This is a genomic window from Chryseobacterium sp. 2TAF14 (assembly GCF_052115105.1).
GTDB lineage: Bacteria > Bacteroidota > Bacteroidia > Flavobacteriales > Weeksellaceae > Chryseobacterium.
This window is the reverse complement of sequence record NZ_JBFRGA010000063.1, coordinates 1-12,184: the sequence shown is the minus strand read 5'-3', so window position 1 is coordinate 12,184 and position 12,184 is coordinate 1. Positions and strand designations below refer to the sequence as shown.

The following is a 12,184-nucleotide window of genomic DNA, read 5'->3' as shown; positions in this document are numbered from 1 at the left end:
ATTATTTTTGCATGTTAAYCAGAAAACATGATTTTTGTTTAGCTCAATTATTTTTACATTTAAAACAAAAAAAATGTCTTATACTTTTAGAATAGCAGTTCCGCAAGATTATCAAAAATTGGTTGAAATCTGGGAATCTGCCGTAAAAGCGACTCACGATTTTTTATCGGAAAATGATTTTCAATATTTCAAAAAAGCGATTCCGGAACAGTATTTTCCTCAACTTGACGTTTACATCATTTCAGAAAACAATGATCCGAAAGGATTTGGTGCGGTTTCAGAGGATACTTTAGAAATGCTCTTTATCCATAATGACGACCGCGGAAAAGGTTTAGGAAAAAAATTGTATCAATATCTGCAAAATAAAACGGGTTGTACAAAAGTAGATGTAAACGAGCAAAATCCCCAAGCAATAGCATTTTACGAGAAAATGGGATTCAAAAAAACACGAAGATCAGAAAAGGATGGTTCCGGCAAAGATTATCCGCTGATTCATATGAGTCTGTGATAATGGTAAGTTTAAAAATTTTCGTCCTGTAATTTTTCGTAAATTGGTATGGCAAATCACATCAATATTTCGATAAATGCCCACACAAAATACTCCGCGACAAACTGTAAAAAAAGTTCTTCCGTTGATTTTAGCAACTGCCATTTTTATGCAGATGCTCGATTCTACGATTCTTAACACTTCGCTTCCTTCAATCGCAAAAGATTTGAATGAATCTCCGCTGAATATGCAGAATGCAATTATCAGTTATGTGTTAACATTGGCGGTTTTCATGCCTGCAAGCGGATTTTTGGCAGACCGCTTCGGCACAAGAAGGGTTTTTATCTTTTCGTTGGTGCTTTTTAGCTTAGGTTCTGTATTTTGTGCGCTTTCTCAAAATCTTACACAGTTGGTGATTTCACGCATCATTCAGGGAGTTGGCGGAAGTTTGATGACACCAGTCGGAAAACTGGCTTTAATTAAAACTTTTAATCGGAATGAATTGCTCAAAGCGATGAATTTCGCCATCGTTCCTGCTTTGATCGGACCTGTTCTTGGCCCGCTTGTAGGCGGTTATATGGTAGATTATCTTTCGTGGCACTGGATTTTTTTGATCAACATTCCCATCGGCGTTTTGGGAATTATTTTAGGCTTAAAATATATGCCCAATTACAATTCGCGCGAAACCGATTTTGATCTGAAGGGTTTCCTTATTTTTGCGGCAGCTTCTCTTTTGCTTTCTGTTTCGCTGGAACTTTTCGGAAATATGCAGAATATTACGCCCGTTTTACTTATTTTTATTTTAGGCTTTTTATTCCTGTACTATTATTACAGACACGCAAAGAGAGGCAACAATCCTATTTTTCCTTTAAGTTTATTCCAGGTTCGTACATTCAGGGTCGGGATTGTAGGAAATCTTGCAACAAGATTAGGAATCAGCTCTGTTCCGCTTTTGCTGCCATTGATGATCCAGATTGCGTACGGTCAATCGGCTGTAACTTCGGGCTGGATTATTGCTCCGATGGCCTTAACAGCGATGTTCGGTAAATCTTCCGTCATTAAAATTTTAAATAAATTTGGCTATAGAAGAACCTTAATGGTGAATACATTTATTATCGGAGTATTAATTTGCTGTCTTGCTATTCCCGACATTCACACTTCTATATTTTGGTTTGTTCCTGTGATCGCTGTTTTAGGATTTTTCAATTCGATACAGTTTACCTCGATGAATACCATTTCCATCGCAGATTTACGAAACTTTCAGACCAGCAGCGGAAATTCTCTTATCTCGGTTAATCAACAGTTAGCGATCGGATTCGGGATTGCTTTTGGCTTGATTGTTTTAAAAATTTATGAAAACAGCCCCGAATTTATTAAACACGAAACCCACAATGCATTTCGTTACACCTTTCTTACAGTGGGAGCTTTAACGATTTTATCAAGCATGGTTTTCAGAAGGCTTCATACTTTCGATGGCAGAAATATGAAATCTGAAGAATAAAATTTCAATTAGGATCTCCAATTTTTTTATAATCTCTCGCAGATTGATCAGATTCAACAGATAAATACTTTTAAAATCTGCAAAATTTGCCAAATCTATGAGAGATAAACAACACTACACTAAAACTCTCAAACACTCAAACTTACTTATCACACATCAATGCAATTCTCTCTCAACTGTTCTAATTTTGTTTAAAATTAAAAACATCAGTTATGACAACAAAAAAAATAGAAATTATAGTTCCTCCAAAATCTGCCCATTTTGTAGGTGACGGTTTTCGGGTACACAATTTTATTCCAAGTGATTATCGTTTAGATATGAAGAGAATGGATCCGTTTATCATGCTTGATTATAATTCTAAATTTCACTTCAACGGTTCAGAAACGCCTCGAGGAGTTGGTGTTCATCCGCACAGAGGTTTTGAAACTGTGACGATTGCTTATCAGGGAAAAGTTGAGCATCACGACAGCGCAGGTGGCGGCGGAATAATTGGTGAAGGCGATATACAATGGATGACAGCAGCAAGTGGAATTTTACATAAAGAATATCACGAAAAAGAATGGTCTAAAACCGGCGGAATCTTCCAGATGGTGCAGCTTTGGGTAAATCTTCCTGCAAAAGATAAGATGAGCAAGCCAAAATATCAGGCAATTAAAAATTCAGAAATCAACCGAGCAGATTTAGGTGAAAACGGATTTGTAGAGATTATCGCCGGACAATATAAAAATATAAAGGGTTCCGCCTTTACATTCAGTCCTGTCAATTTGATGAATGCTAAATTAAAATCGGGAGGAAAAGCGGAATTTAATTTCCCCGCGCATTTCAATACCGCAGCTTTGGTGATTGAAGGAAATATTTTGGTTAACGAAGAAAAAGTACCGACTAACCATTTTGTTTTGTTCAAAAATGAAGGCGAAAGCTTTACCATCGAAACTACAGAAGATTCTGTTGTATTAGTTCTGAGCGGTGAACCTTTAAATGAACCCATCTTTCCGCACGGTCCTTTTGTGATGAACAGCAGAGAAGAAATTATGCAGGCTTTCGAAGATTTCAATACCGGAAAATTCGGGTATCTGGAAGATTAATTTAATCTGAGAACAAATGATTTTAACGCAATGTTCGCAAAGATCTATTCTTAAAATGAAAATATTTTCCGTTCGCAAAGGCGTTTCACTCAGCTAAGGTTTTTTGCTGTCATTCGCTGAACGAAGTGCCTTTGCGAACGAAAAATATGCAAAACAATTCTAAACCTTAGTGTTCATTGCGTTTAAAATATCATATTAAAATATTTACAATAATTAACCAACTTTAAATATAACATCATGAAACCAGAATTTGAAAGCATTCCATTAGTAAAAAACGAAGAAAAAAACAGATTTGAAATTGAAGTAAACGGCCATTTCACATTTATTGATTATAAAGAAACGAGCCAGAGAATTGCATTGATCCACACAGAAGCCGAGCCGGAATTAGCCGGAACCGGAGCTGCAGCTGCCGTTGTTGAAAAAACTTTAATTTACATTGAAGAAAGTGGTAAAAAACTTCTTCCGTTCTGTCCGTATGTTTTTGCTTTCATTAAGAAAAATCCGGATTGGAAACGTATTGTAGACGAAAAATTTGAAGGCTACGATAAACTTTAATTTTAATTAAAGTACCATTAAATAGAATAAATTTTAATTAATTTAGCTTAACGCAAAAAACTAAAATCACAACATTCATGTCAAATATTGGACTTATATTAGAAGAAAAATCTGCAGATATTGGGAATTTTTTAGTGGGAAGACTATTGCCTTTCCGTGAAAAAAGAGCAGTTGGCCCTTTCGTTTTTATCGATCATATGGGACCTGCAGAATTAAAAGATTATCAAAACCTTGATGTTCCACCACATCCTCACATCGGTCTGTCTACTTTAACTTACCTTTTGGAAGGATCTATTTTTCACAGAGACAGCATCGGAAGCGCTCTTGAAATAAAACCTGGCGCCGTAAACTGGATGACCGCCGGAAAAGGGGTTGTACACTCTGAAAGAACACCGGAATACCTCAGAAATACAGACAAAAAACTTCACGGATTTCAAATTTGGGTAGGCCTTCCGAAACATCTGGAGCAAACCGAACCTACTTTTCATCATATTGAAGCTGAAGAAATTCCGGTTTGGGACGAAGGAGAAATTCAATATAAATTAATTGCAGGTGAAGCTTTCGGTAAAAAATCTCCTGTTCCTGTTCACAGTAAATTATTTTTTATTGAAATTAAAACCAAAACCGCACAGAAAATCAGCATCGGAAAAGACCTTTACGGCGAAGCTGCGATGTATGTTTTAGACGGAACAGTCAATATTGAAGGAAATTCTTACGGTTCAAAACAATTGATGATTGCCAAAAACACCCAGCTTTGCGAGTTTGAAATGAGCGAAAACGGAACCGTTTATCTTTTCGGAGGCGAACCTTTTGATGAAGAGCGTTTTATTTTCTGGAATTTTGTAAATTCAGACAAAGAATTGATTGACGAAGCAAAAGTAAACTGGAACGACCAGAATCACGATGCTTTCCCTTTAGTTCCGGGAGATGAAGAGGAATATGTTCCGCTTCCGAAAGCCATTTTAAACAGAAAATAAAAGCAATTTTTTTAATAAACATCCCGAATTTTACAGATGAAAAACCTGACATTTTTATTTTTGCTGTGCATTTCTTTTTTTGGTGTTGCACAAACCGTGACAGAACCGAAAAATAATCCGGCAGAATGGTCAAAAGATTATCAGCCTTTCAAAATTGCAGGCAATCTGTATTATGTAGGAACTTATGATCTTGCTTCGTATCTCATTGTTACAGATAAAGGGAATATCCTTATCAACACAGGTTTGGCAGATTCTTATTCTACCATTAAAAAAAATATACAAAAGCTTGGTTTTAATTATAAAGACATCAAAATTCTTACTTTAACGCAGGCTCATTACGATCATATGGGAGCGATGGCTCAGATAAAAAAAGAAACCGGCGCAAAACTCTATGTAGACGAAAAAGATGCCGCAGAACTGAAAAGCGGAGGAAAATCTGACTATGAAATGGGTAAATACGGCGTTACTTTCAAACCTGTAAATCCTGATTTTCTTTTGAAAAATAATGACAAAATAAAGTTGGGAAATACGGTATTGACCTTGCTTCATCATCCCGGTCATACAAAAGGATCCTGCAGCTTTCTTTTTGAAACAAAAGATGGAAACAAAAATTATAAAGTTCTGATTGCTAATTTACCTTCGATTATTATCGACCATAAATTTTCGGATGTCAAGAAATATCCTGCCATTCAGAAAGATTATGCGCAGACTTTTGAAGCCATGAAAAAAATAGATTTCGATCTTTGGGTGGCTTCGCACGCAAGTCAGTTTGATCTTCATAAAAAAAGAAAAGAAGGAGATCCTTACAACCCGAAATTGTTTATGGATAAAGAAAATTATTTTAAAAAACTTAAGGATCTGGAAAATCATTATTTAGAAAAAGTAAAAGAAGACACCACGAAAAATTAGCTACTGATTTTTTTTAAAGAGTTTGTTTAAATTTTAAAATAATTTTTAACCATTAAGAAATTAAGGTTTCTGAAAATTATACTTAATAAACTTAAATCAAATCAATTAATTGATTTCTTACGGCAGTCATTTTATAAAAACTCTTAATTGCTTAATGTTTAAAAAAAAGAATAAACAAAGTTTATTTGGGTTAAGAAAATTAAGATTATAAATGCACAAAAACTCTAAAATTAATTATAATAAACATGAAAATATTAGCATTTGCAGGAAGCACCTCTTCAACATCCATCAACAGGGAGCTTGTAAAATTTGTTCTGAAAAAATTTCAGGAGGATGATATTAATTTAATTGATTTAAATGATTACGACATGCCCGTTTTTTCCGTTGATCGTGAAAAGAAAGGCTTTCCGGATGAAGCGCACCGATTTTTAAAGCAAATTGAAGAATGTGATGTCATTATTTGTTCTTTAGCAGAACACAACCGTTCTTATTCTGCGGCTTTCAAAAATGTTTTCGACTGGGCTTCCAGAATCAATGTAAAAGTTTTTCAGAATAAACCGATGCTTTTGATGAGTACTTCTCCGGGAGGTTACGGCGGCGGAAACGTGATGAATACTGCCAAAACATTTTTCCCGCAATTTGCTGCAGATGTAAAAGAGACTTTCTCGTTGCCTAAATTTTACGAAAATTTTGATTTGGAAAGCGGTGTTATTGATCCTGAAATGCTGAAAGATTTAAACAATAAAATAGAGAGTTTTAAAAATCAAATTGCTTAATTCAAATCTGTGAGAATCTGTGAAATTTGTGGGACTTTTTTAACCACAAAAGCCACAAAAGATTTATCACTTTAGATTTTAAACTTAGAATGTTCAAAACTACAAGAACACATAAGTTTTGAAGATCAAAGATCTTCTAACATCTAACATCTAACATCTAACATCTAACATCTAACAAAAATATATGGCTGTAACTGTAAAAGCAAGTTTAGGCAAAACAAAATATTACACAGAAGTTGTCGCAGGTGAAAACCGCCTGATTACAGACGAACCGATCGATAAAGGCGGACAAAATAAGGGCTTCAATCCTTTTGAAATTTTGGCGACTTCTTTGGCAAGCTGTACTGCAGCTACTTTAAGAATGTATATCGACCGAAAAGAATGGAATATAGAAAACATCGACGTAGAGGTAGAACTTGAAAATTTCCCTTTAACAAAATTGGCAGTTTTTAAAAGAAACATTAGTTTTGAAGGAGCCGATTTGAGCGAAGAACAATTGAAAAGACTTCATACGATTGCCGATGCTTGTCCGGTACACAAAATATTATTAAACGAAATACAAATTCAAACCAAATTTTCTTAAATATGATAGACGTAAAACAAAACAACGACGAAAAACACGGAAGCTTCGAAGCAATAATTGACGGAAACAGAGCCGGATTAATGACTTACACTTGGGCAGGTGAAGACCGATTCATCATCGATCACACCGAAGTGGAAGAAGCCTACAACGGAAAAGGCGTCGGAAAAGAAATGCTGATAAAAGCTGTAGAATTTGCGAGAGAAAATGGTAAAAAGATTATTCCTCTTTGCCCTTTTGCAAAAGCGACTTTCCAGAAAAATGAAGATTTGCGTGACGTTTTGTAAAGCTGGATGTCAGATGATGGAAGCTGGATGTTAAATTCCTACAGATTACACAAATTTTCGCTGATGATTGAGAATAAAACCTGTGCAAATCTGTGAAATCTGTGGAAAATAAATAAAAATTGCCACGAATCCACGAATTAGATTGTGATATTTTTGATCAATCAAATTCGTGCATTCGTGGCAAAATAATTTAGAAGATGCCAAAACTTTCACCATCAAAATCCAAAATTCCGCTACATTCGAAAAAAAACTATATTTGCTGAAATTTAAATTCTAAACATGAATCCGGGAACTGTACTTTTGCTATTTGTTTTTGTTTATTTCGTCGGTCTTTTGGTGATTTCCTATTTTACGAGCCGAAATTCTGACAACCAGTCTTTTTTCATCGGAAACAAAAAAAGTAAATGGTGGCTCGTTGCCTTCGGGATGATCGGAACCAGCTTAAGCGGGGTTACATTTATTTCCGTTCCGGGAACGGTCGGGAAAATGACCGGAAGCGAATATATTTTCGGCGGCTTTGAATACTACATGATGGTAATCGGGTTTTTCATCGGATATTTTATTGTGGCTGCAATATTACTTCCACTTTATTATAAGATGAATCTTACCTCAATTTATACTTACTTAGGAAAAAGATTCAATGTAGAAGCGCATAAAATCGGTTCGGTATTTTTTATTGTTTCAAGAGCAATCGGTGCAACGGCAAGATTATATTTGGTAGTCAATGTTTTACAGATATTTTTATTGGAAGGTTTAGGCGTTCCATTTTGGTTAACGGCTTTGGTGCTTTTATTAATGGTGCTTTTATACACTTTTGAAGGCGGTGTAAAAACGATTGTGATTACCGACACATTGCAGACTTCGTTTATGATTATCAGCTTAATTGCGTGTATCATTTATATTTTATCTAATTTAAATCTTTCATTTGGTGAAGCTTACACCATTTTAGAACAGAAAAATTATACCCATTTAATTAATTTTGATCCAAATTCAAAAACATTTTTCCTGAAAACCATTTTGGGCGGGATTTTCATTACCATTGCTATGACCGGATTGGATCAGGAAATGATGCAGAAAAATATTTCGGTTGACAATCTTCAGAATTCAAAGAAAAACATGCTGACTTTTGCAGGAACTTTACTTTTTGTGAATCTTGCTTTTCTCTTTTTAGGCGGATTGCTTTATCTTTTTGCGATACAAAACGGAGCAGGCTATTCACAAATCACGAATATTGTTGAAGGTAAAGAAGTTGTTTCTAATGTTTTCGGATTTAAAGATACTGCAGGAAATGTTGCCAACATTATGGGTGATGATTTATTCCCGGCTTTATCACTTCAAGGGCATTTCCCGATGATCATTTCTGTTATATTTATTATCGGTCTGATTTCTGCGTTGTTTCCATCCGCAGATGGAGCTTTGACGGCGGTGACAAGTTCATACTGTGTTGATCTTTTAAACCTTAATGAAGATAAAAGCAAAACCGAAAAAGAGAAAAAAAGCCTGAGAATTAAAGTTCACTTGACTTTTACCGTGGTTTTCTTTATTCTGATTATGTTTTTCAAAGCGATGAATGACAAGTCGATTGTTTATTTGATCATGGAAATTGCAGGTTATACATATGGCCCACTTTTAGGACTTTTTGCCTTCGGAATCTTTACTAAATTTAAAATTTCCAAAAAATATTCTATTCTTACGGTAACACTTTTGGCTCCAGTTTTAACCTATTTAATCAATTATTTAGTAACTGAAACAACTGATTACAGAATCGGTGTTGAATTGATTATTCTGAATGGATTGCTGACTTTCATTGGATTGTGGATGGTAAAAAACAAGAATTATTTAAAAGTGGTTTAGAATAATTTGGGCAGCTCAGAACTTCGTTCGTAAACTTCGATAAAGCATTCGCTTCCTCTCGTTTATGCCTTCCGCTCCCGCTTTTTTGTTTCACAAAAAGAGCTCCGTTCAAGTCGGGCTGCGAAATCAGTTACATTTTAAAGATTCAATTTTTAATCACGAAAGTTAAACACTGATTTAGGAATGAAAAAAGTCAACAACAAACTTTATAATGCAGTATTACCATTATTCTTTTACGAATGGTGGTATATTTTAATTGCTCTTATTTTTGTTGTTACCGTAGAAGCACTTATTTTCTCAAAATTCTTCCGAGTTAACTTTAAATTAATTTGGCAAGACGTTTTGATTATGAATATCTTTTCTACTCTTGGCGGATTTTTTATTCAGGGTGTTATCAGAGTTGCTTTGGGACTCTCGCTATTTTCTTATGTTGAAAATTATTCTAAATTCCCAGTCTTAGATATTATTTTTGGAAATGCTGGATACCCCATAAATTCAAAAATTACAACCGAAATTATTTTTGATTTAATTATAAGTCTTCTGATTACGCTCATTATTTCAATTTTTATGGAATACTATTCAATAAAAAAGAATAAAATTTTTGGTAATTTTAAAAAGAATAAAATCTTTAAAGGTGTTATTATTACAAACTTAATCTCTTACACATTATTAACTGTTTGGATTTTTTACAAATTAAATCATTTCTAAAAAATGATCTTACCAAGTATTCAATTTCTGATTTTAACAGATTCAAAAACATCTGTTTGGTTATTTTTTTATTTAAATTCCAAATAAAATCCAATAAGTATATCAAGTTTAATTTTGGCTAAAGCCTTTTGAATTTAGCTTTTATTAAATCGGGCTAAAGCCCGATCCTATTGATAAATCTCATATTAATAAACCTTTTTGAAAGCATACAAATCCTGATCTAAAGCTCGGATTTTTTCAATTTCCGTAAGCCGACAAAAAATTGTAAATTTGCATGCAAATAAATCCTAATATATGAGTAAAAGTATTGAAGAGCTGAAATCTCTTACAACACAAATCAGAAGAGACATTTTAAGAATGGTTCATGCTGTAAATTCAGGACATCCGGGAGGAAGTCTGGGCTGTACAGAATACTTCACAGCACTTTATGGTAAAGTAATGAACTACACTCTTCCTTTCACAATGGAAGGTAAAAATGAAGACCACTTCTATCTTTCAAACGGACATATTTCGCCGGTTTTCTATTCTACTTTGGCTAGATTTGGCTTCTTTCCGGTAGATGAACTGAGAACTTTCAGAAAATTAGATTCAAGATTGCAAGGTCACCCAACCACTCACGAAGGTTTGGAAGGGGTAAGGATTGCTTCAGGATCTTTAGGACAAGGTCTTTCTGTAGCTTTAGGTGTTGCACAGGGAAAAAAATTAGACGGTGATACCTCTTTAGTTTACTCACTTCACGGAGACGGAGAATTGCAGGAAGGGCAAATCTGGGAAGCCTTGATGTATGCTGCTGCAAATAAAGTAGACAATATTATTTCTACAATTGATTTTAACGGACAGCAAATTGACGGAAGCACAGAAAATGTACTTTCATTAGGAAATCTTCATGCAAAACTGGAAGCTTTCGGATGGACAGTTTTGGAAGAGAAAAACGGTAACGACCTTGAAGCTGTAATTGCAATGTTAGAATTGGCAAAAACTGAAACAGGAAAAGGAAAACCAGTTGCCATCATCCTTCACACAGAAATGGGTAACGGTGTAGATTTCATGATGGGAACTCACGCTTGGCACGGAAAAGCTCCGAATGACGAGCAATTGGATACTGCTTTCAAACAATTATACTTAGAAGCTCCAGCAGATTATTAGTTATTAGTAATGAGTAATTGGTAATAAGTAATTTTTTAATCCTTTAATTTTTTTAATCTTTAAATTAATATGAAATATACATATACAGAAAAAAAAGATACACGTTCAGGTTTTGGGGCTGGTTTAGCTGAATTGGCTGATAAAAACCCAAATGTAGTTGCATTGTGTGCAGACCTTATCGGTTCTTTGAAAATGGAAAAATTCATCGAAAAAGCTCCCGAAAGATTTTATCAGGTAGGTATTGCTGAAGCAAATATGATGGGTCTTGCTGCAGGTTTAAGCATCACGGGAAAAATCCCTTTTACGGGAACTTTTGCTAACTTTTCTACATCAAGAGTGTACGACCAGATTCGTCAGTCAATCGCATATTCTGATAAAAACGTAAAAATCTGTGCTTCTCACGCAGGTCTTACTTTAGGAGAAGACGGAGCTACACATCAGGTTTTGGAAGATATCGGTATGATGAAGATGCTTCCGGGAATGACGGTAATCAATCCTTGTGATTACAACCAGACAAAAGCTGCAACTTTAGCAATTGCAGATCACCACGGTCCTGTATATTTAAGATTCGGAAGACCGACCGTACCGGTTTTTATTCCGGAAGATATGCCTTTCGAGATCGGAAAAGGGATTATGCTTCAGGAGGGAACTGATGTAACGATCGTTGCAACTGGTCACTTGGTTTGGGAATCTTTGGTTGCCGCAGATGAACTTGAAAAAGAAGGTATTTCTTGTGAGGTGATCAACATTCACACGATTAAACCTCTTGATGAAGAAATCATCTTGAAATCAGTAGAAAAAACAGGTAAAATTGTAACTGCTGAAGAGCACAACTATTTAGGTGGTTTGGGTGAATCTGTTGCGGGAATGCTGGCAAGAAGAAGACCTACAAGACAGGAATTTGTTGCGGTAAACGATACTTTCGGAGAATCTGCAACTCCTGCAGAATTGATGAAGAAATATAAAATTGACGCTGCTGCGGTAAAAGAAGCGGTGAAGAGAGTTTTAGCTTAATATTTTCCTCAATAATATTGAAAAGCATCCAATTGATTTGGGTGCTTTTTATTTATTTAAGAGATAGTGATTTTATAAAGTATTTTTTAAAATAAGATTATACAATTAAAAAAAGCCGACAACAGTCAGCTTTAGTTTTATAAATATCTTTTAATGAATTATCTGAAAAACTTCCATTTCGGAATTATTGCCAACATTCCAAATCCTGTAAATAAGAAAAGATTGGTTACGTCTGAGTATAAGAACGTCGAAAGATAATAATTATGCATAAAAAAGTGCATCAGCAACATCAAAGGAAACAATAC

General features: G+C 34.8%; 13 protein-coding genes. All 13 read left to right on the top strand.

The annotated features are described in order from the left end of the window. Positions 1-73: 73 nt before the first annotated feature. The 13 genes from AB4Y90_RS08755 to AB4Y90_RS08695 all read left to right on the top strand — a co-directional run bounded on the left by AB4Y90_RS08755 (position 74) and on the right by AB4Y90_RS08695 (position 11,879). Complete coding sequence (locus AB4Y90_RS08755) at positions 74-508, top strand: GNAT family N-acetyltransferase (RefSeq protein ID WP_441557024.1); 435 nt, start codon at positions 74-76, stop codon at positions 506-508. 76 nt (positions 509-584) lie between these two features. Beyond that, the gene (locus AB4Y90_RS08750) at positions 585-1,988 is read left to right on the top strand and encodes an MFS transporter (protein ID WP_441557023.1); all 1,404 of its coding nucleotides are present in this window, start codon (positions 585-587) and stop codon (positions 1,986-1,988) included. Between the two features lie 212 nt (positions 1,989-2,200). Beyond that, the gene (locus tag AB4Y90_RS08745) at positions 2,201-3,073 is read left to right on the top strand and encodes a pirin family protein (protein WP_441557022.1); all 873 of its coding nucleotides are present in this window, start codon (positions 2,201-2,203) and stop codon (positions 3,071-3,073) included. A 237-nt stretch (positions 3,074-3,310) separates the two neighbouring features. After that, on the top strand, positions 3,311-3,628 hold the full coding sequence (locus tag AB4Y90_RS08740; RefSeq protein WP_441557021.1) for a GNAT family N-acetyltransferase: 318 nt from the start codon (positions 3,311-3,313) through the stop codon (positions 3,626-3,628). 77 nt (positions 3,629-3,705) lie between these two features. Next, positions 3,706-4,605: a pirin family protein gene (locus AB4Y90_RS08735; RefSeq protein ID WP_441557020.1), complete on the top strand. Its 900-nt coding sequence runs from the start codon at positions 3,706-3,708 to the stop codon at positions 4,603-4,605. 36 nt (positions 4,606-4,641) lie between these two features. Continuing rightward, positions 4,642-5,514: a CPS family subclass B3 metallo-beta-lactamase gene (gene blaCPS, locus AB4Y90_RS08730; RefSeq protein WP_441557019.1), complete on the top strand. Its 873-nt coding sequence runs from the start codon at positions 4,642-4,644 to the stop codon at positions 5,512-5,514. A 245-nt stretch (positions 5,515-5,759) separates the two neighbouring features. Then, positions 5,760-6,290: an NADPH-dependent FMN reductase gene (locus AB4Y90_RS08725; protein WP_441557018.1), complete on the top strand. Its 531-nt coding sequence runs from the start codon at positions 5,760-5,762 to the stop codon at positions 6,288-6,290. A 184-nt stretch (positions 6,291-6,474) separates the two neighbouring features. Further along, positions 6,475-6,873, top strand: a complete 399-nt coding sequence (locus tag AB4Y90_RS08720; protein ID WP_441557017.1) for an OsmC family protein — start codon at positions 6,475-6,477, stop codon at positions 6,871-6,873. A 2-nt stretch (positions 6,874-6,875) separates the two neighbouring features. Then, on the top strand, positions 6,876-7,157 hold the full coding sequence (locus AB4Y90_RS08715; RefSeq protein ID WP_408088608.1) for a GNAT family N-acetyltransferase: 282 nt from the start codon (positions 6,876-6,878) through the stop codon (positions 7,155-7,157). A gap of 279 nt (positions 7,158-7,436) precedes the next feature. Beyond that, entirely contained in the window at positions 7,437-9,011 is a 1,575-nt protein-coding gene (locus tag AB4Y90_RS08710; RefSeq protein WP_441557016.1) for a sodium:solute symporter, read from the top strand. Positions 9,012-9,194: 183 nt separating this feature from the next. Next, positions 9,195-9,719: a hypothetical protein gene (locus AB4Y90_RS08705; protein ID WP_441557015.1), complete on the top strand. Its 525-nt coding sequence runs from the start codon at positions 9,195-9,197 to the stop codon at positions 9,717-9,719. A gap of 294 nt (positions 9,720-10,013) precedes the next feature. Continuing rightward, entirely contained in the window at positions 10,014-10,865 is an 852-nt protein-coding gene (locus tag AB4Y90_RS08700) for a transketolase (RefSeq protein ID WP_441557014.1), read from the top strand. A 69-nt stretch (positions 10,866-10,934) separates the two neighbouring features. Further along, positions 10,935-11,879, top strand: coding sequence for a transketolase family protein (locus AB4Y90_RS08695; RefSeq protein ID WP_441557013.1), 945 nt, complete (start codon positions 10,935-10,937; stop codon positions 11,877-11,879). The last annotated feature ends 305 nt before the right edge of the window (positions 11,880-12,184 follow it).

Bases quoted from the DNA above. Each gene is read 5' to 3' on its own strand.
- AB4Y90_RS08735 (WP_441557020.1), top strand. From the start codon at position 3,706: ATGTCAAATATTGGACTTATATTAGAAGAAAAATCTGCAGATATTGGG.
- AB4Y90_RS08755 (WP_441557024.1), top strand. From the start codon at position 74: ATGTCTTATACTTTTAGAATAGCAGTTCCGCAAGATTATCAAAAATTG.
- AB4Y90_RS08745 (WP_441557022.1), top strand. From the start codon at position 2,201: ATGACAACAAAAAAAATAGAAATTATAGTTCCTCCAAAATCTGCCCAT.
- AB4Y90_RS08705 (WP_441557015.1), top strand. From the start codon at position 9,195: ATGAAAAAAGTCAACAACAAACTTTATAATGCAGTATTACCATTATTC.
- blaCPS (WP_441557019.1), top strand. From the start codon at position 4,642: ATGAAAAACCTGACATTTTTATTTTTGCTGTGCATTTCTTTTTTTGGT.
- AB4Y90_RS08750 (WP_441557023.1), top strand. From the start codon at position 585: ATGCCCACACAAAATACTCCGCGACAAACTGTAAAAAAAGTTCTTCCG.
- AB4Y90_RS08740 (WP_441557021.1), top strand. From the start codon at position 3,311: ATGAAACCAGAATTTGAAAGCATTCCATTAGTAAAAAACGAAGAAAAA.
- AB4Y90_RS08725 (WP_441557018.1), top strand. From the start codon at position 5,760: ATGAAAATATTAGCATTTGCAGGAAGCACCTCTTCAACATCCATCAAC.
- AB4Y90_RS08695 (WP_441557013.1), top strand. From the start codon at position 10,935: ATGAAATATACATATACAGAAAAAAAAGATACACGTTCAGGTTTTGGG.
- AB4Y90_RS08715 (WP_408088608.1), top strand. From the start codon at position 6,876: ATGATAGACGTAAAACAAAACAACGACGAAAAACACGGAAGCTTCGAA.
- AB4Y90_RS08700 (WP_441557014.1), top strand. From the start codon at position 10,014: ATGAGTAAAAGTATTGAAGAGCTGAAATCTCTTACAACACAAATCAGA.
- AB4Y90_RS08710 (WP_441557016.1), top strand. From the start codon at position 7,437: ATGAATCCGGGAACTGTACTTTTGCTATTTGTTTTTGTTTATTTCGTC.
- AB4Y90_RS08720 (WP_441557017.1), top strand. From the start codon at position 6,475: ATGGCTGTAACTGTAAAAGCAAGTTTAGGCAAAACAAAATATTACACA.